The organism is Xanthomonas arboricola pv. populi, assembly GCF_002939945.1.
In the GTDB taxonomy this organism is placed as follows: domain Bacteria; phylum Pseudomonadota; class Gammaproteobacteria; order Xanthomonadales; family Xanthomonadaceae; genus Xanthomonas; species Xanthomonas arboricola_A.
Genome location: NZ_MDEB01000005.1, coordinates 93225 through 116317 on the forward strand (window position 1 = coordinate 93225; position 23093 = coordinate 116317).

The following is a 23093-nucleotide window of genomic DNA, read 5'->3' on the forward strand; positions in this document are numbered from 1 at the left end:
CCTCTCCCGTCGGGAGAGGGGTTGGGGTGAGGGTACGGTTCACCAGAGTTGCTGACGTTGCAGCGGAGCCTTGCTCCCGCAGCACGCGTGCGAATCCGCCGATTGCGTGAGCGAGTGCCTGCGTCCTGCAGCAACCTGTCTGCAAGAAGCAGCGCAACCAGCGATGCGAGACCTGCGCCTCAACGCGCCGCAGGTTCAGCCCCCAACAACTCGATCTCCGCCAACTGCACGCTCGCGGGCGCGCTGAATCGCAGCCGATATTCGGCATATGCGCCAGGCGTGGCAATACGAAACGGCCGCGTCTGCAACCGCCATTCGAACGTCTCGTCACGGCGCTGATCGACGACCTTCCACGCACCATCTGCCGTACGCGCTTCCAACGTCCATCCACTCGCCGCAATCGCCGCGTTGCCGCTGGTCAAGGTGTAGAGCGTCGGCGTGCCGCGCGCCATGCCGCTGAACGTCAGCGTCGATGTCGATGCAACTGCGGCGACCGTCCCCGCATCGTCGTCATGCAGTGCCGCGACATCGTCACCATCGGCCAGCGCGATGCGCGCCGTGTCTCCGAGCACATCCCGCAACGGGGCAGGGCGCTTTCCCGCCGGGGTCAGCGACGGCGGCGCATCGTCCGGCCCGGTGCCCCAGCGCGAGGGCATCGGCCCCATGACGAAGTCCAGCGTCGCGCCCTTGGCGATGTCCGCATGCGGCAACCAGGTCTTGCGCCAGGGCGTGCCGTTGACCTTGAGCGATTGTACGTACACGTTTTGCGGCGAATTCTGCGGTGCATTCACGGTCAGCGTCCGGCCATTGGGCAGACGCACGCTGGCCTGCGTGAATAGCGGTGAGCCGATCGCATAGTCCGGTGCGCCCATGCGCAACGGATACAGGCCCAGCGCCGCGAACAGATACCACGCCGACATTTCGCCGTTGTCCTCATCGCCGGGATAGCCCTGGCCGATCTCGCTGCCCAGGTACAGGCGCGCCAGGATCTCGCGGGTGATGCGTTGCGTCTTCCATGGCTGCCCGGCGTACAGATACATCCACGGGATATGGTGCGCGGTCTGGTTGCTGTGCGCATACATGCCCATACGCACATCGCGCGCTTCGGTCATCTCGTGAATGGTGCTGCCGTAAGAGCCGGCGAACCTGGCCTCGGCGGTCTCGGGGGTGGCGAAGAACGTATCCAGCTTCGCTGCCAGGCCTGCGCGTCCTCCATACAACGCGGCCAGGCCTTGCCCATCGTGCGGTGCGGTGAACGCAAACGTCCAGCCGCTGGACTCGGTGTAATCGTGGCCCCAGACGCGCGGGTCGTACTGCGCCGCGTCCACGCGCCAGTTGCCGTCCGGTGTACGGCCCTGGAAGAACCCGATCGCCGGATCGAACAATGCCGAATAGCCCGCCGCGCGGTGACGAAAATACACTGCCTCGGTCGCGTAACGCTCGCGCGCCGTGGCCGTTTTCGCCTGCCTGGCCAGCGCCTCGGCCATGTTGGCGATACCGAAGTCATTGAGCGCGCCTTCCATCGACCACGACATGCCTTCGTGCGTGTCGGTATCGGCGTAACCGCGAAAGGTCGAACGCGCCATGCCCTTGCGGCCGACGTGTCTGTCGGGAGCCACCACGGTCGCGTTCTTGCGTGCGGCAACGTATGCCTCGGCCGGGTCGAAGCCCTGCACGCCCTTGAGCCAGGCATCGGCAAACGCGACATCGGAACTGGTGCCGACCATCAGATCGGCATAGCCGGGCGACGACCAGCGCGCCACCCAGCCGCCCGCGCGCGACTGCTCCAGAAAGCCTTGCACCAGCGCACCGGCATCGTCGGGTGCGAACAACGCGTACGCCGGCCACGCGGTGCGAAAGGTGTCCCATAACCCGTTGTTGACATAGACCCGGCCGTCGCGGATCGGCGCAAAGCTGCGCACCGCACTGCCATCGATGTTGTCGTCCGACCAGCTGCTCTGGCTGGCGTAACGCCAGTCCGGTGCGCTGGCGCTGCCGACATTCTCATGGCCGGAGTTGGGATACAGGTGCAGTCGGTACAGATTGGAATACAGCGTGGTCTTCTGGTCGGCGGTGGCGTCGGGCACGTCCAGGCGTCCCAGCAACGCATCCCAGGCCTGCTGCGCACGACCGGCGACCTGCTCGAGCGTTGCCTGCGGTGCGATCTCCAGGGCCAGGTTGTGCCTGGCCTGATCGAGCGAGATCAGCGAGGTGGCAATGCGCATCTGCACCTGCCGCGCGCTGCCCGCATCGAACTTGATCCAGCCGGTGGGCCGGCCGGTGTCGCTCAGGCCGCTGGTCTTCCACGGCGTGTCGAAGCTGGCATGGACATACATCCGCGTGGCGCCGGTCGACAGTCCGCTGCGCACATCGGTGTAGCCGGAGAGCGTCTGTGTCGCCGCATCCAGGCGCAGCGCGCCACGCGCGTCCACATTGTCGAACAGCAGATTGGCATCGCCCTGCGCCGGGAAGCGAAAGCGGAACAACGCGGCATGATCGGTCGGCGCGATCTCGGCGTGGATCCCGTTGTCCAACTGCACCGCGTAGCGATAGGGACGCGCAGTTTCATTGGCATGCGAAAACGCCAGTGCACGTTGTTTGCGATCGGCTGGTGGCACGCCGGTCGCCAGCGACGGCATCACCTGAAAGGTCTGGCGGTCGCCCATCCACGGGCTGGGCTGATGGCTGAGCGACAACGCCTGCAGGCGAGGGCGATTGTCAGTGTCGTTATGTTCGTTCCAGCGATACAGCCAGGTCAGCGTGCCCGCATCGGTCACCGGCGTCCAGAAGTTGAAGCCATGTGGCACTGCGGTTGCCGGAAAATTATTGCCGCGCGAGAACGTGCCATTGGACTGCGTGCCGCGGGTGGTCAGCACCCAATCCGAAGGATGCGTTGCCTGCGTCAGCGGCACCTCGGCAAGGGCGATATCGTCGATCCAACCCATACTGGTCGCGCCTGCGGGCGGCGCAACGTCCAGCTCGATCGCACGCACACGTCGCCCACGCAGGCCGGGCACCTCGCCCAGCCGCACCGCCTTGCGCGCCCATTGCTGCGGATACAGCGTCTTCGACTCGCCTTGCGCCTGCGCACCGAGCGCGATGCCATGTTGATCCCGCGCGGCGCTGGCAGACACGCGCGTGCCGTCGTCCAGCAGCAGATCCAGGGACACATAGGTCGATGCCGCATGCTCGTTGCCCACACTCTCCGGCAATACCAGCCACGACAGCGTCGTATCGGCGCCGATCGGGGCATCGCCGGTAAACAGGGTGCGCCGCCCACCTGCAGCATGACTTCGATACCGCACCGCATGTGCACCGCTGTAGCCGGCGTTGGACTTGGCCGCATACGGCGCGGCCGGGCCGGTGCCGATGGCAATCTGTACATCGCCAGCCGCCGCGCTCACCGGCAACGGTTGCCCGGGCTCGAACGAACTCGACAACCCGGTCGCCGCACTCACCGACAGCGGCGCAGCGCAGCCCAGGGCAACAGCCAGCCGGAGCCACAGGTCACGTGGATGCAGCAGCACAGCAGACGAGGTCACGTGGCGATATCTCCTTGGGTGCGATGCCGCAGGGCAGGTCCGGCCGAGTGCTGCGGGCGATCCGGACACGGGGCGCAGGCGCGGGGTGGTGCGCCATGGTCAGGCGATGATAAGCGCGATGTCCGGGTGTGGTGGTCTGGCGCTGCCGGACCGGCAAGGTCGCAGCCCTGCCGGACCTGCCGCATCTCTCAAGGTTGCCGGCGCCCGCGCTGGCGCCGAGACCATCCCCACCCGAAACGGCGTCGCCCGCTCAATGGGCCGATCACCACGCAGGCTGCTAGAATCCGCGCTCTGCCTTTGCCTCTACGATCGTGCCGCCATGAGCCAGACCGCCACCGCGCCCGCCAATGCCGAATCGCGCTACACCGTGCATCGCGGCGATCTGCCGCTGAGCTGCCCGACGCCGCAGATGGCGTTGTGGAACTCGCATCCGCGCGTGTACCTGCCGATCGAAGACGAGCCCAACTGCGAAGCCAAGTGCCCGTACTGCGGCGCGCTGTTCGTGCTCGCCGACTGATCCTGGCCGGATGCACCGCCTGACCGTGGTGCAACTGCTGCCGGCGCTGCAGTCCGGCGGCGTCGAGCGCTCCACCCTGGAAATCGCCGCTGCGCTGGTGCGCGCCGGCCACCGCGCGGTGGTGGTGTCGGCCGGCGGTCGCCTGGTCCAGCCGCTGCTGGAGGCGGGCGGCGAACATCTCACCCTGGAGATCGGGCGCAAGTCGCTGCTGACCTTGCGCCATGTGGTCGGCCTGCGCCGGCTGTTCGCCGAACTGGGCGCCGACATCGTGCATGCGCGTTCGCGGCTGCCGGCCTGGCTGGGCTGGTACGCGTTGCGCGGCATGCCGCAGGCCACACGGCCGCGCTTTGTCACCACCGTGCACGGGCTCAATTCGCCCAGCCGCTACAGCGCGGTCATGACCTACGGCGAGCGGGTGATCTGCGTTTCGCAGACGGTGCGCGAGTACGTCTGCACGCACTATCCGCAGACCGACACCGCGCGCTTGCGCACGATACCGCGCGGTGTCGATATCGCGCAGTTTCCGCGTCGCCCGCATCCGGATCGCCGCGCGCGCACCTGGGCACAGAGCATGCTGCCCGGTTTGCCGGCCGATGCGCCGCTGCTGCTGCTGCCCGGGCGCGGCACGCGCCTGAAGGGGCACGCCGACGGTCTGCAACTGCTCGCCGACGTGCGCGCTGCCGGTGTGCCGGCGTGGTTGTGGCTGCCCGGCGCGCGCGAGCCGGGCCGCGAAGCCTATCTGCGCGAGCTGGAAGCCGAGGCCGCCAGACTGGGCGTGGCCGAGGCGGTCGCCTTCACCGAACCCACCGCACGCATCGCCGAGGCCTATGCCGCCAGCGATCTGGTGCTGCAGCTGTCGCGCAAACCCGAGGCCTTCGGCCGCACCGTGGTGGAGGCCTTGTCGGTGGGCCGGCCGGTGCTGGGTTGGGCGCATGGCGGCGTCGGCGAGCTGCTGGCCGAGTTGCAACCCGGCGGCGCGGTGCCGGCCTTCGACACCAAGGCCTTGCGCACCCAGGCGCTGCAGTTGCTGCAGCAGGCGCCGACACCGCCCGCCGTGCTTCCCTATACGTTGCAGGCCATGCAAGCGGCCACCCTGAAGGTCTATGACGAACTCCGCCGCTGAGGCCATCCCTCCCGCGTCCGTGCTGACGCCCGATGCAGGTCGCTGGGCGCCGCTGTGGGTGATCCTGTTCGTGGCGCTATGGCCCACGCCCGGGCTGGCCGAGACGGTGTTGTCGCTGGGCGCGCTGTTCGCCGCGTATCGCCTGTTGCATGCGCGGTTCCGAGGCGGCACCCGGCTGCTCAGCGGTGCGGCCTGGGCGCTGACCAGTGTGTTGTTCTTCGCGTACTGGTTGCCGCAGATGCTGTCGGCGTTCGATGCGGTGGACGTGGGCCGCGCGCTGCGCAAGTCGGCCACCGATCTGCGCTACCTGCCTTTCATGTGGTTGTGCGCGATCGCGGTGGCCAATGCGCAGCGGCGTCGGCGCACCTTCACCGGCCTGGCGGTGATCGGCGGGGTGTGGACGCTGGATGCGCTGTTGCAGGCCGCGTTCGGCAACAGTCCGTTGTTCTTCGGCCTGGATCAGATCAAGCAGCTGATCAGCGGGCACGGCCTGTGCACGCCGCAGGAGCTGGCCCTGGTCGACCGCCTCAGCGGCGTGCTGGGGCCATGCAACCTCAAGTTCGGTCAGACCCTGGCCAGCCTGTCGCCCTTCCTGTTGCTGGCGTTGGGCCGGCGCCACGCCTGGGCCTGGGCAGGCGCTGCGGCGGCGGTCGGCGTGGTGCTGGTGCTGGCGGGGTCGCGGGCGTCGTGGATCACCTACGGCGTGATCGTGCTGCTGTCCGGCTGGCAGTTGCTGGGTGGCCGCCGCCTGCTTGCGGTGGCGGTGGTCGGCGCGCTGCTGGCAGCCGGCGTGGTGGCGGTGGCGCCGCAGGCGCGCGAGCGGATCCAGCGCACCGCGCTGGCCTTCAGCGATGACCAGCAGGGCGTCGACCAGGCCTTGTCCGGGCGTGCGCAGATCTGGGGCGCAGCGCTGTGCATGATCCACGCGCATCCACTCAATGGGGTGGGCGCCCGCGGCTTCCGGCAGGCGTATCCGGCCTGCAATCCGGCACCCGCGCAGGCGCCGGCCTGGGGCGATGGGCCGGCCTTCCATGCGCACCAGATCGTGCTGGAAATCCTGGCCGAAACCGGGGTGATCGGGTTGCTGCTGTGGCTGGCCGGTGCGGCGCAGGCCTGGCGCGCGTGGCGCTATTCCAGCCTGGCGGCGCGCGCGCAGGCGCGCCCGGCGATGATCGCGCTGGTGGCAACCGTGTTCCCGCTCAATACGCATCTGGCGTTCTATTCCAGCTTCTGGGGCGGGCTGAGCCTGATGCTGGCCGGCCTGTATGCCGGTGCCTTGCTCAACGACGACGCAGATCAGTCGCCGCCGCGCTGACTCTTGTTGCAACGTTGCGGTTTACATCTCTGCGGGTGCTGCGGATGCACACACCGCATGCATCCAAACACGCGACATCATCGGTAGAAATCGCTGCGCCCACCCGGCTGGCGTTTGAAGCGCCGATGGATCCACAGGTACTGGTCCGGCGCCTCGCGCACCATGTCCTCGATCGCCGCATTGACCTGCGCGGTATCGGCGATCACATCGTCGGAGGGGATGTCTGCCAGCGGCGGTGCGATCTTGAGGATGTAGCGGCCACCTTCGCGCCGATGGAAATACGGCACCACCGCGCAACCGGTCAGCCGCGCCAACTGATGGGTGGCGGTGATGGTGGAAGCCGGATGCCCGAAAAACGGCACGAATACGGTGTCCTTGCCGCGCATGTCCTGATCCGGCGCGTACCACAGGAAACCGCCGCGCTTGAGGTGCTTGATGGTGGCGCGCAGGTCCTCGTTGGCGAACATGTGCGTGGCATAGCGCAACCGCCCGCGCTTGACCGCCCACTCGAACACCGGGTTGCGATGCCTGCGGTACATGCCGGCCAGCGGCACGTAATCGCATAGCAGCCGCCCGCACATCTCCAGCGTCATGAAGTGGCCGGACACCAGCAACACGCCGCGTTGTTGTTCCTGCAGGCGCTGCAGATGTTCCAGGCCTTCGACCTGCACGCCAGGCCGGATCGCATCGATGCTGCCCAACCAGGCGCGCGCGAATTCGAACAGGCCCACGCCCAGCGCATCGAAACTGTCGCGCAACAGCCGCGCCCGCCAGGCATCGTCCTGTTCGGGAAAACACAGCTTGAGGTTGACCTCGGCAGCGCGCCGACGCGTGCCGGCCAGGCGCATCGCGATCCAGCCCACGCCACGCCCCAGCGCACGCTGCAGCATCCAGGGCAGGCGTCCGGCGATCACCATGACGGCAAGGGCCAGATACATCGGCCAGTGCCTGGGGTTGCGCAGGGAAGGGCGGACAGCGACGTTGGCGGGCTCGGACATGCGCCAATTCTAAGGGATCATGCGCGCGCGGCAGCGTGCACATGCGCACGCCGCAACGCTCCCGTATCCTGCACCGATGCGGAAAGACCCGATCGAATGGCTGTTGCGCGCACTGTACTCAGCGCTGCTGTACCTGTTGCTGCCGGTGACGGTGTACCACCTGGTGTGGCGCGGTTTTCGCGTGCGCGAATACTTCAACCGCTGGAACGAGCGCTATGCCTCCTACACGCATGCCTGCGGGCGCCCGCGCGTGTGGGTGCATGCGGTGTCGGTGGGCGAGGTCAATGCCGCTGCGCCGCTGGTCAACGCCTTGCGTGCGCAGCGTCCGGATATCCGTTGGGTCATCACCACCATCACCCCAACCGGCTCCGAGCGCGTGCGCGCGGTCTGGGGCGATGCGGTGGACCACGTGTATCTGCCCTACGACGTGCCCGGCAGCGTCGGCCGATTCCTGGAGCATTTCCGCCCGCGCCTGGCGTTGATCCTGGAAACCGAACTGTGGCCGAACATGTTGTTCGGCTGCCGCGACCGCAGGATTCCGGTGTACATCCTCAATGCGCGGCTGTCGGCACGCTCGCTGCGTGGCTATCGCCTGCTGGCGCCGTTGATCAGCCGCGCGCTGCGCAGCGTCACCTGCGTGGCGGCGCAGTCGCACGACGATGCCGAACGTTTCATCACGCTGGGTGCGCGGCCCGACCAGGTGATCGCACTGGGCAATCTCAAATTCGATATCGCCGCGCCAGCGCAGTTGCAGGCGCTGGTCGCGCAGTTCCATACGCATGTGCCGGCAACGCGGCCGGTGTGGATCGCCGCCAGCACGCACGAAGGCGAGGAAGCGGCCGTGGCCGACATCCATGCGCGCCTGCTGCTGCAGTTTCCTGATCTGCTGATGTTATGGGCGCCGCGCCATCCGGAGCGCTTTCCCAAGGTCGAGGCCGTGGCGCGCGAGCGTGGCTGGGCCGTGTCCACGCGCAAGACCCAGCAATGGCCGCAGGCGCGCGACAAGGTGTTTGTGATCGATACCCTGGGCGAGCTGATGAGTTTCTACGCCTGCGCGCAGGTCGCCTTCGTCGGCGGCAGTCTGCAACCGATCGGCGGGCACAATCTGCTCGAACCGGCAGCGGTCGGCACGCCGGCAGTCACCGGCCCGCATCTGCACAATTTCTCGGAGATTTCGCGGCGCATGCGCGAGGCCGATGCGGTGGCCATCTGCGACGATGCCGACAGCGTGTATCACGATCTTGCGCGCCTGCTCGGCGACCCGGCCCAGCGTGAAGCAATGGCCGCCGCAGGGCTGGCCTTGGTCGCCAATGGCAAGGGCGCGGTGGCGAGGACGCTGGTGCAGATCGCACCGGACCTGCCGCCTGTGGTCAGCGACGGTGTGGCGTCTTGAAAGATATAACTAAGTGCATGCTGCATCGTTGCAGTGAATCTGTTGCAGTCATGCCAAGTCACGTCATCAAGCGGTCTTGGAGCGACCAACAAAACGTGGCGATCGCGACGTGGTTTCGTTAGCCGCTGTTTGGCGTCATCTGGAAAGTCTCAAGCCGCATTGGTTGAGCGTGCGGTGCCCTCACCGCTCGCGGGACACGCCGTGAATCCGTCCATGGAGGCTCGGTGGCGGCATCCATGCCGCCACACGGTCCCGCAAGCGGCGAGGACACCGCACCAAAGAGTTAGCCGGTTGCTTTGTAGAAATTGCTTGCAAACCTGCACATCGACCATCTCCACTGGTCCTTGCCCGCCCACCGTCGCGGGACCTTACGCGGCATGGATGCCGCGTAAGCGCTTACAAGGACGTACTTGCAGTGTGTCCCGCGATGGTGGGCGGGCAAGAGGGCCCTGCAGCCAAGTCGCAGATCAGCTGCTAATGCCGCAGTCATCGCAGGTATCGCACGCAGCCAGGTACGCGCGTGCATCGGACATAAAAAAGGCGGGCCTGCGCCCGCCTTTTTAGTTACCTATCCGCCCGCATTACTGCAGCGAGCCACTACCCTGCAGCTTGGACTCGGCATCCTGCGACAGCAGGCGGTTCACGTCCTGCAGGTCGGTGATGTCGAGCTTGCCGATCGCCTGGCCCAGCAGCAGACGGTTCTGCAGGAAGTTGTAGCGCGACTGCGCATAGTTCAACTGTGCCTGGAACAAGGTGCGCTGGTTCTGCACCACGTCCAGCACGGTGCGCGTACCGACTTCCAGACCCACCTGCGAGGCATCGTATGCGGCCTGTGCGGAGACCACGGCCAGGCGGCGTGCTTCAACTTCGCTGATGCCGGCGACCACGGTCTGGTAGGCATTGCGCGTGTTGCGATCCAGCGCGCGCTTCTGCTGCTCGTAGGTGTCCTGCTGGATATCGCGCTGCGACAGCGCCTGACGTACTGCGGACTGCGTTGCGCCGCCGGCGAAGATCGGAATCGACAGCGTGATGCCGATCGAATCGGTATCGATGTCGCGGCCGCTGGTGGTGAAGTTGCCGGCCGCCTGATCGACGGTGCCTGCGCCTCCCCAGCTATTGGTGCGGCCGATGTTGGCGCCAAGGTTCAAGGTGGGGTAGTGGCCCGCACGCGCGGCATTGACCTGCGCCTCGGCAGCGCTGACCTGCAACTGCTGCGCCTTCAACGCCGGATTGTCGGCGATGGCGGTGGCCACCAGTTGATCGACGTTGGCATAGGCGGCCGGCACTTCCGGACGGAACTCTTCCGGCAGTGCACGCAGGCTGACCACCGGCTGGCCGGTGAGCTCGGTCAATGCCTGGTAGTAATCCTTCAGCGTGTTGCGTGCGTTGATCGTATCGGCACGCGCCTGGTCGTACTGGGCACGCGCTTCGTGCACGTCGGTGATCGGTGCCAGGCCCACTTCCAGGCGTTTGTCGGCGTAGTCGAACTGTTTCTTGGCAGCCGCTTCGTTGGTCTCTGCCGCCGCCAGCGATTCGATGCCGACCAGTACCTGGAAATACGCCGCCGAGGTGCGGGTGATCAGGTCGTTGTTGGCCGATTCCAGCGTAAAGTCCGCCGCCTTGGCCACTTCGCGCTGTGCACGCAGATTGGCGAACTGCGCCCAGTTGAAGATGGTCTGGTTGCCCTGGATCGCGTACTGACGCTGCTTGGTGGTCGAGCGGCCATCCACGCCTTCCAGCTCGCGGTGCGACTGGGTGTACCCGGCGGTGCCGTCCAACTGCGGCAACAACGCCGCACGCGCCTGCACCTGACCTTCCCGGTTGACCAGGCGGGTGGACTCGGCCACTGCCAGCTGCGGATCGCCGTTGCGGGCCATTTCGTAGACCTGCAGCAGATCGGTGGCGTTCGCAGCCATCGGAGACAGGGCGGCGGCCAGCGCCAGGACGAGGGATCGGCGGATCATCGGGGAAGCTTCCTTGGGAATCAGAATTGGAATCGGGGCGTCGGTGCGGCGCCCTGCAGATAGGCGAGGTCGGTTTCGAACAACGATTCGATGCGCGGCGCGTTGACGTCGCCACGGACCAGGACCGCTTCCATCACCGGTTCGTGACCGCGCACCACGAACAGCCGGCCGTTCGGGCGCAGCCACTGCAGCCATTGCGTCGGCAGCGACTCAACCGCGCCGGTCACACAGATGGCGTCGAAGCGGCGCTCGCTCTGCCAGCCGAACACGTCCGCGGTTTCGATACGCACGTTGCTGCCCAGGCCGCTGCTGTCCAGATTGGCGCGTGCAGCGGCGGCCAGTGCCGGGTCGATCTCCAGGCTCAGCACTTCGCGGGCCAGCGCGGCCAGGCAGGCGGTGGAAAACCCGCTGCCGGTGCCGATTTCCAGAACGTCTTCGCCCGGCTGCAGATCCAGCGCCTGCAGCATGCGGCCTTCCACCACCGGCTTCATCATCTTGTGGCCGGCCGACAGCGGGATTTCCACATCGACATAGGCCAGGGTCTTGTAGGCCTCGGGCACGAAGGCTTCGCGCGGCAGGCGCGCCAGCACCTCGAGCACGCGCAGGTCCAGCACGTCCCACGGCCGGATCTGCTGTTCGACCATCTTTTCGCGGGCCTGGGAGAAATCGATCGTCATGGTGCGGTTATCCAACGCGGTGGGGCAGGCATTTTACCGGTGCACGGGGCAACTGGCGCATCTAGCATCGCTGCGCGCCGCCAAACGGCGCAGTGCCGGAAGTCATCGCCACCAAAGGCCGGGGGCGGTCAGCGCGGCGCATACGCCCTCAAAAAGAAATCCACGCTGGCCTGCAGGTGCTCGTCCACCTGCGCGCGGGTGGGTTGCCCATGCAGGCCGCACATCATCAACGCATACAGCTCGCCCTTGAGCAGGCAGAAGAATTGCGAGGCGGCACGTGCCACATCGTCGATCTTCAGCTGGCCATCGGCCACGCGCGCGGACAGGAAGTCCGCCAGCGCCTGCTGGGTCCGCTTGGGGCCGGCGTCCCAGAACATCTCGCGCACATGCACATCGCCCGTGCCGGGCGCCATCATCATGCGGTGGGTGGCGATGGCCGAGTCGGTGCTGACCATGGCGAAGAAGGCGTCGGCGATTTCGATCAGCTGATCGCGCAGCGCGCCCTGGGGGGCGTGATCGAACAGGTCGTCCGGCATCATGTGCTGGCATTGCGCACGGATCGCCTCGGAAAACAGGCTTTCCTTGTCGCCAAAATGACTGTAGACGGTGAGCTTGGATACGCCCGCCTGCGCGGCGATGCCATCCATGCTGACCCCGGCGTACCCCTGCTCCATGAACATGGTGCGGGCAGCGCCAAGAATGGCGGCGCGTTTCCCAAGATCCTTGGGCCGTCCGGGGCCGTTGCTCCTGGCCTTGGACTTGAGGGGGGGCGAGCTGGACATGCCGTCAATACTAGACCATCGGGTTCTATATTTATACTCGCCGCTCGCGCAGCGCCTTGAAGCGCTCAGGAGCGGTCGCACCCAGGCGTTAGCTGCGCACCGGCTTGGTTATGGCCTGTAATTGTTTCAGTTGAATGCCTCCCGGTGTCATGGTGCGTCCCATCCTTGTGGGGAATCCACCTAGGGCGTTGAAAAACCCCCGGTGATAGATTGACTAACGGTCTGCAGACGCACGTCGGCAGCACCTTTCGCCAGCACAACGAGGGGATGGAGAGCGTGGACAGGGTCGGGGCGCATGCGCATACAGGCTGCGTCCGCAGCACATGCGTGCGGCGGGCCGGGCTGCTGTGGCGATGGGTATTGCTGGCCTGCGTGCTGCTCGGCGTGCGGCCGGCCGGCGCCCAGCCGCCGACCCATCCCGCGTATCACACCGTCACGCGCTGGAGCATGGACGACGGCCTGCCGCACAATCTGGTGCATGCGGTGGCGCAGGGCGCCGATGGCCTGATCTGGCTGGGCACCTGGGAAGGCGTGGCGCGCTTCAACGGCCGCGACTTCACCGTGTATGACCGTCAGAACACGCCGGGCGTCGAGCTGGGGGGCGTGTTCGTGGTGGTGCGCGACAGCACCGGCGGGATGCTGTTCGGCACCGCATTCGATGGCGTCTATCACTACCAGGACGGCCACTGGCAGCAACTGGGCGACGCTTCGGCGCGTCACCTGGCGGTCAGTGCATTGCTGCGCCGCGCCGACGGCGCGTTATGGGTCGGCACGCCGCAGACGCTGTACCGTATCGAACCGGACGGGCGGGTGGTGGACGTCGGCCGCCAGGCCGGCCTGCCGCGCGCGCGCATCACCGCACTGGCGGCCGAGGGCGACGGCGCTTTGTGGGTGGGTACCGAAGTCGGGCTCTATCGTCTGCCCCGCGATGGCAGTGCGGCCGAGGCCTGGGGCAAGGCACATGGCATGCGCGGCGCACCGGTGCGGCGGCTGGCCAGCGATCGTCGGGGCGGCCTGCTGGTCGCTGGCGACGACGGCGTGTGGTGGTGGAGCCGCGGTGGCCTGCAGCGTTTCCGCCAAGGCCAGCGGGTGGATGCATTGCTGCTGGATCGGCGCGGGCATCTATGGATGAGCCTGCCGTCGGGCACGCTGGTGGTCCACAGCGGAGCGGATGCGCCAGACGAACAGATCGCCATTTCCGGAGTGGCCAGCCCGGCGCTGCTGGAAGACGCCGAGGGCCTGATCTGGGTCGGCAGCACGCACGGCCTGTTCCGCATTGCCGAAGGCGCCGCGCACGGCGTCACCCACGAAGACGGCCTGGCCTCGGACTACGTGCGCACGGTGTTGCAGACCGGCGACGGCACCGTGTGGGTGGGCAGCGCGGTGGGCCTGGACCGCTGGCGCAACAATCAGATCAGCCGCGTGTCGGTGGTGCCTAACGAGGGCGGACGCGTGCTGGGGCAATCGGTGCTGGCTCTGGCCGATGCCGGCGATGGCGGCGTCTGGGCCGGCACGTACAGCCAGGGCGTGCTGCGCCTGGACGCGCGAGGTCGCGTGCTGGCGCGCATCGGTGCGGCCGAGGGCCTGCCGTCGCTGTCGGTGCGCGCGGTGTTGCCAGATGGCGGGACGCTATGGATCGGCACCACGGCCGGGCTGGTGCGCTGGCGCGATGGCAAGGCACGCCGCTACACCGCCGCCGACGGCGTACCCGATGGCTCGGTGCAGGTGCTGTATCGCGACACGCTGGGCACTGTGTGGATCGGCACCGACCGCGGCATGACCGCACTGTCGGCAAATGGCAGCACGCGCACATGGCTGGGCGAGCAGGATTTTCCCGGGCAGAACGCGTTCGACTTCCTGCGCGACGCCAAAGGCGATCTGTGGATCGCCAGCGATCGCGGCCTGCTGCGCCTGAGTGGAGAGACCTTCCGCGTCTACGACCATCGGGTCGGGCTGCCACGCGACAAGGTGTTCCGGGTGATCGACGACGGCCGCGGTTATTTCTGGTTGTCGAGCAACCATGGCGTGTTCCGCATCGCCCGCAGCGACTTCGACCAGCTCGATGCCGGTACGCGCGAGCAGTTGAGTGTGGAGGTGGTGGATCGCAGCGACGGCATGCCCGGCAATCAGGGCAACGGCAGCAGCGCACCGGCCGGCTGGATGACGCAGTCCGGGCAGCTGCTGTTTCCCACCGCTGCGGGCCTGGGCGTGATCGATCCGGCACGCGTGGGCACCTTGCAAGGCCATCGCGTGCCGATCGTGTTCGAGCGCCTGCTGGTCGACGGCATGGTGCAGCCGCTCAATGGCCTGCATCGCTTCGGTGCGGAGACCCGGCGCATCGCCATCGGCTATGCCGGGTTGAATTTTCGTGGCCCGGACAAGGTGCGCTACCGCTACCGGCTGGAAGGCTTCGACCCGGACTGGGTGGACGCCGACAGTGCCAGCGAGGCGGTCTACACCAATCTGCCGCCGGGCCGTTTCCGTTTCCGCGTCCAGGCGATGTCGCTGCCGGTGGACTGGCGGCAGACCGCGTTGTTGGGCGAATCCAGCCTGGTGATCGCACTGGCGCCGCCGTGGTGGCGGCGTGGCGAAGTGATCGCCCTGGGCATCCTCGGGCTGGGCAGCCTGATCTACGGGTTTTATCTGTGGCGTACCGCCAGCTACCGCCGCCGTCAGCGCCAGCTCAATACGGTGATCGACGCACGTACACGCGAGCTGAGCGACAAGAACCTCGCGTTGCAGCAGGCCAGCCAGGAGCGCGAAGCCTTGATGGACCAGCTCGAATATCGCGCCAGCCACGACGTGCTGACCGCCTTGCCGAATCGGCGCGAGGCCGAGCGCGTCCTGCAGCAATGGTTCGACGACGCGCGCGCCGGTGGCCCCCCATTGGCGTTGGTGCTGATGGATATCGATCACTTCAAGCGCATCAACGACGAGTACGGCCATGAGGTCGGCGATGCGGTGCTGTGCGCGATCGGCGAAGCACTCAGCGAGCAGGATCGGGCGCAGTGCTTTGCCGCGCGCCACGGTGGCGAAGAGTTTCTGCTCGCGGCAGTGGGTGTGGACGCGGCACAGGCGCGCGCGCTGTTCGAGCGCATGCGCCAACGGCTCGCCGCGATCGGTGTCCAGACGCAGGGCACGACGGTGCGCTGCACCGCCAGCATGGGCATGGCGATGAGCGATGAAGCTCCGAGCCGGCGCGAATTGCTGGCACTGGCAGACCGCCGTCTGTACCAGGCCAAGCGGCTGGGGCGCGATCGTTTGGTGGATCAGTAAGGCTGTCGCGTTGCCGGGTGCGTGCAGCTGCCGCGCTCACTTCGGCAGCTGGTCCGCCTGTGCATGCAACAACGCAACGAACGCCTGCGCGGCGCGCGACAAGGTACGCCCGCCATGGGTCACGCAGCCCAGCTCGCGCGACAGCGTCACATCGGGCAACGGCAGCGCCACGATCTGATGATCGATCATGCGTTCCGGCAACACGCTCCACGCAAGGCCGACCGACACCAGCATCTTGATCGTCTCCAGATAGTTGGTGGTCATGCGCAGGCTCGGCACCAGTGCGTGCCCGGCGAACAGACCGGCGACGATGCGGTGGGTGAACGTGCCCGGATCCGGCAGCACCGCCGGATGCGCCACCACATCCTCCAGCGACACCGCGCGCAATGCGGCCAGCGGGTGATCGGGCGCCACCACGAACTGCAGGCGGTCATGCCAGATCGGTTGCGCGCGCAGCGGCGCACGCGTGTCCGGCGCCAGCGTGGTGACCGCCAGCTCCACCTCGCCGCGCAGCACCGCGGCATAGGCCAGCTCCGAATCCAGGAACTGGATGTCCAGTGCCGCCTGCGGGTGTTGTGCAGCGAAGCCGCGCAGCAGGGCGGGCAGGCGATGCAGGCCGACATGATGGCTGGTGGCCAGGCTCAGGCGCCCGCCGACCGCCGCGCCAAGATGCTCCAGCACGCGGCGGGTGTCCTGCAGATCGGCCAGGATGCGTTGCGCACGCGGCAGCAAGGCCTGGCCGGCCTCGGTCAGCACCACCCGGCGGCCAAGGCGGTCGAACAGCCGCGCCGACAGTTGCCCTTCCAGCAGGGCGATCCGTTTGCTCACCGCCGGCTGGGTGAGGTGCAGTGCCTCGCCGGCTGCCGAAAAGCTGCCGCTCTCGGCGATCGCCACGAAGGCGCTGAGGCTTGCCAGGTCCATTGCCATTCCCAAATTTCATTTGTTGAATAAACAATATGAATTTGCGTTATCCAAGGCAAGCTCCTAGCATCGAACGCAGCCAGGTGGGCGCTCCCACCACCCGCCAACCGGATCGCCGCAATGACTGCCAAGACGCTGTACGACAAGCTGTGGGACCTGCACGAGGTCACGCGCCGCGACGATGGTTCGTCGCTGATCTACATCGACCGCCACATCCTGCATGAAGTGACCTCGCCGCAAGCGTTCGAAGGCCTGCGTCTGGCCGGGCGCAAGCCGTGGCGCATCGACGCCAACATCGCCACGCCCGATCACAACGTGCCGACCACGCGTGCCGAGCGCCAGGGCGGGCTGGAGTCGATCTCCGACGAAGTCTCGCGCCTGCAGGTGCAGACATTGGACGAGAATTGCGACGATTTCGGCATCCTCGAGTTCAAGATGAACGATGCGCGCCAGGGCATCGTGCATGTGGTCGGCCCCGAGCAGGGCGCCACCCTGCCGGGCATGACCGTGGTCTGCGGCGATTCGCACACCTCCACGCATGGCGCGTTCGGCGCGCTGGCGCACGGCATCGGCACCTCCGAGGTCGAGCATGTGCTTGCCACGCAATGCCTGATCGCCAAGAAGATGAAGAACATGCAGGTGCGCGTGGAAGGGACGCTGCCGTTCGGCGTGACCGCCAAGGACATCGTGCTGGCGGTGATCGGCAGGATCGGCACCGCTGGCGGCAACGGCCATGCGCTGGAATTTGCCGGCAGCGCGATCCGCGAGCTGTCGATGGAAGGCCGCATGACCATCTGCAACATGTCCATCGAAGCCGGTGCGCGCGTGGGCATGGTGGCGGTGGACGAAAAGACCATTGCCTACGTGCAGGGCCGCCCGTTCGCGCCCAAGGGCGCCGACTGGGCGGCGGCGGTGGCGCTGTGGCGCACGCTGGTCTCCGATGCGGACGCGCACTTCGACACCGTGGTGGAGCTGCGCGCCGAAGACATCAAGCCGCAGGTCAGCTGGGGCACCTCGCCGGAAATGGTGCTGGCGGTGGATCAGCAGGTGCCGGACCCGGCAACCGAACAGGATCCGACCCGGCGCGATTCGATCGAGCGCGCGCTGAAGTACATGGGCTTGCGCGCGAATCAGCCGATCACCGAGATCCGCCTGGATCGCGTGTTCATCGGCTCATGCACCAACTCGCGCATCGAGGATCTGCGCGCGGCCGCTGCGGTGGCCGGGGGCCGCAAGGTCGCTTCCACCATCAAGCAGGCGCTGGTGGTCCCGGGCTCGGGTCTGGTCAAGGCGCAGGCCGAAGCCGAAGGTCTGGACAAGGTGTTTCTGGACGCCGGTTTTGAATGGCGCGAGCCGGGGTGCTCGATGTGCCTGGCCATGAACCCGGACAAGCTGGGCAGCGGCGAACATTGCGCTTCCACCTCCAATCGCAACTTCGAAGGCCGCCAGGGCGCCGGCGGCCGCACCCATCTGGTCAGCCCGGCAATGGCGGCGGCGGCGGCGGTGAGCGGACATTTTGTCGATGTGCGTGCGTTGCAGGGAATCGAGAATCGGGAATAGAGAATCGCAACGTCCGTCCCGTCTCCGCTCCGCCAATTCCCCATTCTCCACTCCCAATTCCCGGCATCCCAATGACTCCTTTCACCCAACACACCGGACTGGTGGCGCCGCTGGATCGCGCCAATGTCGATACCGACCAGATCATTCCCAAGCAATTCCTCAAGTCGATCAAGCGCACCGGCTTCGGTCCGAACCTGTTCGACGAATGGCGCTATCTGGACGTCGGCGAGCCTGGCCGCGACAACAGCCAGCGCCCGCTCAACCCGGAGTTCGTACTCAATTTCCCGCGCTATCAGGGCGCCAGCGTGTTGCTGGCACGCGAGAACTTCGGCTGCGGTTCCTCGCGCGAGCACGCACCGTGGGCGCTGGACGAATACGGCTTCCGCGCGGTGATCGCGCCCAGCTTTGCCGACATCTTCTTCAACAACAGTTTCAAGAACGGCCTGCTGCCGATCGTGCTGGCCGAAGCGGAAGTGGACGCCCTGTTCGCGCAATGCCTGGCCACCGAGGGCTACCAACTCACCGTGGATCTGGCCGCACAGCGCGTGCGCCGCCCCGATGGCGTGGAATACAGCTTCGACATCGACGCATTCCGCAAGCACTGCCTGCTCAACGGGTTGGACGACATCGGCCTGACCCTGCAGGACGCCGATACGATCGGTCGCTTCGAGCAAGGCCATCGCGCGCGTCAACCGTGGCTGTTCGGCGCGCTGCAGTAATTCCGCCGGCACGTACCAACGACCCGGTTGCGTCAGTACGTGCTGCGCTGTGTTGATTTCACTGACGAGGATTGCATGAGCAAGCAGATTCTGATTCTTCCCGGGGACGGCATTGGCCCGGAGATCATGGCCGAAGCGGTCAAGGTGTTGACGCGCATCGATGCGCAGCATGGACTGGGCTTCAGCCTGGTGTATGACGAACTGGGTGGCGCGGCCTACGACAAGTACGGCAGCCCTCTTGCCGACGAAACCCTGGAGCGTGCGCGCGCTGCCGACGCGGTGCTGCTGGGTGCGGTCGGTGGGCCGCAATGGGACACCATCGATCCATCGCTGCGCCCGGAGCGTGGCCTGCTCAAGATCCGCTCGCAGCTCGGTTTGTTCGCCAACCTGCGCCCGGCGCTGCTGTATCCGCAGCTGGCCGACGCTTCCACGCTCAAGCCTGAAGTGGTGTCCGGGCTGGATCTGTTGATCCTGCGTGAGCTCACCGGCGGTATCTATTTCGGTCAGCCGCGTGGCACGCGCACGCTGGAAAATGGCGAGCGTCAGGCCTACGACACACTGCCATACAGCGAAAGCGAGATCCGCCGCATCGCCAAGGCAGGCTTTGAGATGGCACGTCTGCGCGGCAAGAAGCTGTGCTCGGTCGACAAGGCCAATGTGTTGGCATCGAGCCAGTTGTGGCGCGCAGTCGTCGAAGAAGTGGCAAAGGATTATCCGGACATCGCGCTGTCGCATATGTACGTGGACAACGCGGCGATGCAGTTGGTGCGCGCGCCCAAGCAGTTCGATGTGATCGTGACCGACAACATGTTCGGCGACATCCTGTCCGACCAGGCATCGATGCTCACCGGTTCGATCGGCATGCTGCCTTCGGCTTCGCTGGATGCCAACAACAAGGGCATGTACGAGCCATGTCATGGCTCGGCGCCGGACATCGCAGGCAAGGGGATCGCAAATCCGTTGGCCACCATTCTGTCGGTGGCAATGATGTTGCGCTATACGTTTGCACAATCTGCAGCAGCAGATGCGATCGAGCAAGCGGTCGGCAAGGTGCTCGACCAAGGCTTGCGCACCGCCGACATCTGGTCGGAAGGCACGACCAAGGTTGGCACCGTGGCGATGGGTGATGCAGTGGTGGCCGCGCTGTAACAGCGCTCGCATACCTGAAGCGTTATGGCGCGCAGGATTGGTCAGCATGCGGGTGTTGGGCGGTAGCGCGATGCCGCATCCGTGTCCTCAGCTGCCGACAGCAACCGGTGGTGCTTGCGCGCGTGCCGGCGTGGGACCTTGAGCGGCATGGATGCCGCGCCAGAGCCTACAAGGATGTACTTGCGGCGTGTCCCATGCCGGTACGCGTGCAAGCGCCCGCAGCAGGCCGGAGCATTCGCACAAAGCCGGCAGACCTCGTGTGCGAGGCTGTTCTGTGTCGGTACGAGTGCAAGCGCCTGCAGCAACCCGACGCACTTGCAAGAAAGTTGGAACACCAAACACCAGCACCAAACACCAAAACGGCCAGCAGATCACTCTGCCGGCCGTCAGGTTTGCATCTTTTAGAGAATGAGCAGAGTTACGCCACCGCCGCCGTCTTGCCGGCGACCACGCCGCGCTCGCGCTGACGCAACAGGCGATTGGCCACATCCAGCCAGGCCAGCGCGCTGGCTTCGATGATGTCCTTGCTGGTGCCGGTGCCTTCGTATTCCACGCCGTCGTGGCGCACGCTCAGGCTGGCTTCGCCACGTGCGTCCGCGCCGATGCCCACGCTGTGCACCTGGTAGCTGTCCAGCTCCAGCTTCACGCCTGTGGCCGAGGCCAACGCGCCGAAGAGCGCGTCCACCGGACCATTGCCCTGCGCGGTTTCGGCCACGCGGTTGCCTTCCGGATCGGACAATTCCACCAGCGCATTGGCACGGCTGCCGACATCGCTGATGGTCATCGACGCCAGCCGGTAGCCTTCCTGCACGGTGGCGTCCTGCATCAACGCCTGCAGGTCCGCGTCGGTGACCACGCGCTGCTTTTCGCACAGTGCCTTGAACTGCTCGAACACCAGTTTGACCTCTTCTTCCTCCAGCAGATATCCCAGGGCACGCAGGCGCTGCTCCACTGCCGCGCGGCCGCTGTGGCGGCCCAGCACCATCTGCGAAGACTCCCAGCCCACGTCTTCCGGACGCATGATTTCGTAGGTGCCGCGATGGCGCAGCATGCCGTGCTGGTGGATGCCCGACTCGTGCGCGAACGCATTGCCGCCCACCACCGCCTTGTTGCGCTGCACCGGCATGCCCACCAGGCGCTGCAGCAACTGCGAGGTGGAGACGATGCGTGGGGTGTTGACGTCGGTATCGATGTTGTAGAACGCACCGCGCACCTTCAGTGCCATGGTGATTTCTTCGAGTGCGCAATTGCCTGCGCGCTCGCCGATGCCGTTGATGGTGCATTCGACCTGGCGTGCGCCGCCTTCGATCGCCGCCAGCGAATTGGCCACCGCCAGGCCCAGATCGTTGTGGCAGTGCGCACTGAAGATGACGCTGTCGGCACCTTCCACGCTGGCGATCAGGCGCGAGAACATGCCGCGGATTTCTTCCGGCGTGGTGAAGCCTACCGTGTCCGGCAGGTTGATCGTGGTGGCACCGGCGGCGATCGCCACCCGCGCCACCTCGGCCAGGAAATCCTCTTCGGTGCGGGTGGCGTCTTCGGCAGAGAACTCGACGTCGTCGATATAGCCACGCGCCAGCGTCACATGTTTATGCACCGATTCCAGTACCTGCTCGCGGCTCATGCGCAGCTTGTGCTCGCGATGCAGCGGGCTGGTGGACAGGAAGACATGCAGGCGCGGGTTGGCGGCCGCTTCCAGTGCGCGTGCGGAGGTTTCGATATCGGCCTGCAGGCAGCGCGACAGCACCGCCAGCGTGGGGCGGCGCAACTCGCGGCCGATCATCGCCACCGCCTCGCGGTCGGAATGCGAACTGGCCGGGAAACCGGTTTCGATGATGTCCACGCCGAGCTCGTCCAGCGCGCGCGCCATCACCAGCTTCTGCTGGGGCGTCATGCTGCAGCCGGGAGATTGCTCGCCGTCGCGCAGTGTGGTGTCGAAAACTCGGATACGCGGGGTCTGGTTGGATACGGTCGTGTTCACCAGGAAGACTCCTCTACGGCGATGGCGGTGACAGGCGTTGAAGCGACTGCGGATGGGCGGGAAAGAACGGGTGTTTCGGGAAGTGACTTGGCGCTGCGCTCGTTGCGAAGTCGCTCGGTATTGCGACGACGCGGCTTGCGTGGCGGCCGCGGCCGCACCTCGGACAAGAGTGTGGCAAGAACAGTTGCGTCGATATTACCGCCAGAAACCACCGCGCACTTGCGTTTACCCGAAACGCGGCGACCGGCGGCCAAGGCCAGCGCGCCAGCGCCCTCGGCGATGACGTGTTCTTCCAGTGCCAGACGCACCAGCGTTTCGCGCAATTCGGCCTCGCGCACGATCACCACATCGTCGAGCAGGCTCGAGCACAGGCGGCGGGTCAGAAAGCCGGGAATCTTGACCTTTACGCCATCGGCCAGCGTAGGGACGGGAGCGATTTCGCGCAGATCGCCGCGTACGGCGCGCGCCATCGAATCGACACCTTCCACCTGCGCGCCGACGATGCGCACGCCTTGTGATTTCAGCGCCAGCGCCACCCCGGAGGCCAGTCCGCCGCCACCGATCGGCACGATCACCACGTCCGGCGCATGCGCGGCCAGTTCGATGCCGACCGTGCCTTGCCCGGCGATCACATCCGGGTCGTCGAAGGCGGACAGAAAACGGTAGCCGTTCTGGCCGGCCAGCTCGCGCGCGAACGCAAATGCCTCGTCGTAACTGTTGCCATGCTGGCGGACGGTGGCGCCCCAGTGTGCGACGCCGGCGATCTTGGTCTGCGGCGCGCCGTAGGGCATCACCGTGATGGCCTGCACGCCCAGCCGATATGCCGACCACGCCACACCTTGCGCATGGTTGCCGGCCGAGGCGCAGATCACCGGGCGCTCGTCGCCGCGTTCCAGCCCGGCCAGCAATGCGTTCAACGCACCGCGCACCTTGTAGGAGCCGGTGCGTTGCAGATTTTCCAGCTTCAACCACACACCGAAGCGCTCGGCGTAATGCAGCGGCGTGGGCGACAGGTACTTGCGCAGACGGGCCTGCGCGGCGAGCACGTCGGCCACGCTGACGGCCACGTCGCCTACGTCTGGCTCCTGCGGGGAGGGGCGGCCGGAATCAGGCATTGCGGCACGCGCACGGCCGATCCGGAAGAAGACACCTCCGGATGGCGGTTTGATGCTCGCG

The 23093-nt window shown here is 66.5% G+C and carries 16 protein-coding genes; 8 read left to right on the plus strand and 8 right to left on the minus strand.

The window, feature by feature from the left end; translation table 11 throughout:
- Positions 1 to 179: 179 nt before the first annotated feature.
- Positions 180 to 3542, minus strand: coding sequence for a GH92 family glycosyl hydrolase (locus XaplCFBP3123_RS14325; RefSeq protein ID WP_104534657.1), 3363 nt, complete (start codon positions 3540 to 3542; stop codon positions 180 to 182).
- Positions 3543 to 3861: 319 nt separating this feature from the next.
- Between XaplCFBP3123_RS14325 and XaplCFBP3123_RS14330 the strand changes: the two genes are divergently transcribed.
- Genes XaplCFBP3123_RS14330 through XaplCFBP3123_RS14340 form a run of 3 tightly spaced genes read left to right on the plus strand, consistent with a single transcriptional unit; the run spans position 3862 to position 6497 of the window.
- Positions 3862 to 4059 carry a zinc-finger domain-containing protein gene (locus XaplCFBP3123_RS14330; RefSeq protein ID WP_006451050.1) on the plus strand — a complete coding sequence of 66 codons (198 nt, stop codon included), beginning with the start codon at positions 3862 to 3864 and terminating at the stop codon, positions 4057 to 4059.
- Between the two features lie 10 nt (positions 4060 to 4069).
- Positions 4070 to 5182, plus strand: a complete 1113-nt coding sequence (locus XaplCFBP3123_RS14335) for a glycosyltransferase (protein ID WP_104534658.1) — start codon at positions 4070 to 4072, stop codon at positions 5180 to 5182.
- Positions 5163 to 6497 carry an O-antigen ligase family protein gene (locus XaplCFBP3123_RS14340; protein ID WP_104534659.1) on the plus strand — a complete coding sequence of 445 codons (1335 nt, stop codon included), beginning with the start codon at positions 5163 to 5165 and terminating at the stop codon, positions 6495 to 6497. The genes XaplCFBP3123_RS14335 and XaplCFBP3123_RS14340 overlap by 20 nt, the downstream gene beginning before the upstream one ends.
- A 77-nt stretch (positions 6498 to 6574) precedes the next feature.
- Here the strand turns inward: XaplCFBP3123_RS14340 and XaplCFBP3123_RS14345 are convergent, their stop codons facing one another.
- Positions 6575 to 7495, minus strand: a complete 921-nt coding sequence (locus tag XaplCFBP3123_RS14345) for an LpxL/LpxP family Kdo(2)-lipid IV(A) lauroyl/palmitoleoyl acyltransferase (protein ID WP_104534660.1) — start codon at positions 7493 to 7495, stop codon at positions 6575 to 6577.
- A gap of 76 nt (positions 7496 to 7571) precedes the next feature.
- Between XaplCFBP3123_RS14345 and waaA the strand changes: the two genes are divergently transcribed.
- Positions 7572 to 8888, plus strand: coding sequence for a lipid IV(A) 3-deoxy-D-manno-octulosonic acid transferase (gene waaA / locus XaplCFBP3123_RS14350; RefSeq protein WP_104534807.1), 1317 nt, complete (start codon positions 7572 to 7574; stop codon positions 8886 to 8888).
- A 581-nt stretch (positions 8889 to 9469) separates the two neighbouring features.
- On the opposite strand, the gene XaplCFBP3123_RS14355 is transcribed toward waaA, so the two are convergent.
- The 3 genes from XaplCFBP3123_RS14355 to XaplCFBP3123_RS14365 form a co-directional block, all read right to left on the minus strand.
- Entirely contained in the window at positions 9470 to 10852 is a 1383-nt protein-coding gene (locus tag XaplCFBP3123_RS14355) for a TolC family outer membrane protein (RefSeq protein ID WP_104534661.1), read from the minus strand.
- A gap of 20 nt (positions 10853 to 10872) precedes the next feature.
- Positions 10873 to 11529 (minus strand): protein-L-isoaspartate O-methyltransferase family protein, encoded by a 657-nt coding sequence (locus XaplCFBP3123_RS14360; RefSeq protein WP_104534662.1) that lies wholly within the window; start codon positions 11527 to 11529, stop codon positions 10873 to 10875.
- A gap of 128 nt (positions 11530 to 11657) precedes the next feature.
- Positions 11658 to 12311, minus strand: coding sequence for a TetR/AcrR family transcriptional regulator (locus XaplCFBP3123_RS14365; protein WP_104534663.1), 654 nt, complete (start codon positions 12309 to 12311; stop codon positions 11658 to 11660).
- Positions 12312 to 12578: 267 nt separating this feature from the next.
- Between XaplCFBP3123_RS14365 and XaplCFBP3123_RS14370 the strand changes: the two genes are divergently transcribed.
- A complete protein-coding gene (locus XaplCFBP3123_RS14370) occupies positions 12579 to 15587 on the plus strand; it encodes a ligand-binding sensor domain-containing diguanylate cyclase (RefSeq protein WP_172453292.1) in 3009 nt (1002 codons plus the stop codon).
- Between the two features lie 36 nt (positions 15588 to 15623).
- On the opposite strand, the gene XaplCFBP3123_RS14375 is transcribed toward XaplCFBP3123_RS14370, so the two are convergent.
- On the minus strand, positions 15624 to 16508 hold the full coding sequence (locus tag XaplCFBP3123_RS14375) for a LysR family transcriptional regulator (RefSeq protein ID WP_104534664.1): 885 nt from the start codon (positions 16506 to 16508) through the stop codon (positions 15624 to 15626).
- A gap of 120 nt (positions 16509 to 16628) precedes the next feature.
- Between XaplCFBP3123_RS14375 and leuC the strand changes: the two genes are divergently transcribed.
- The 3 genes from leuC to leuB all read left to right on the plus strand — a co-directional run bounded on the left by leuC (position 16629) and on the right by leuB (position 19936).
- Entirely contained in the window at positions 16629 to 18068 is a 1440-nt protein-coding gene (leuC, locus tag XaplCFBP3123_RS14380; protein ID WP_104534665.1) for a 3-isopropylmalate dehydratase large subunit, read from the plus strand.
- Between the two features lie 71 nt (positions 18069 to 18139).
- Positions 18140 to 18787 carry a 3-isopropylmalate dehydratase small subunit gene (gene leuD, locus XaplCFBP3123_RS14385; protein WP_104534666.1) on the plus strand — a complete coding sequence of 216 codons (648 nt, stop codon included), beginning with the start codon at positions 18140 to 18142 and terminating at the stop codon, positions 18785 to 18787.
- 75 nt (positions 18788 to 18862) lie between these two features.
- Positions 18863 to 19936, plus strand: coding sequence for a 3-isopropylmalate dehydrogenase (gene leuB / locus XaplCFBP3123_RS14390; protein ID WP_104534667.1), 1074 nt, complete (start codon positions 18863 to 18865; stop codon positions 19934 to 19936).
- Positions 19937 to 20354: 418 nt separating this feature from the next.
- Here leuB and XaplCFBP3123_RS14395 read toward each other — a convergent pair whose 3' ends face one another.
- Positions 20355 to 21917 (minus strand): 2-isopropylmalate synthase, encoded by a 1563-nt coding sequence (locus XaplCFBP3123_RS14395; protein WP_104534668.1) that lies wholly within the window; start codon positions 21915 to 21917, stop codon positions 20355 to 20357.
- Complete coding sequence (locus tag XaplCFBP3123_RS14400) at positions 21914 to 22984, minus strand: threonine dehydratase (protein WP_253254217.1); 1071 nt, start codon at positions 22982 to 22984, stop codon at positions 21914 to 21916. Before XaplCFBP3123_RS14400 ends, XaplCFBP3123_RS14395 begins: the two co-directional genes overlap by 4 nt.
- Positions 22985 to 23093 lie beyond the last annotated feature (109 nt).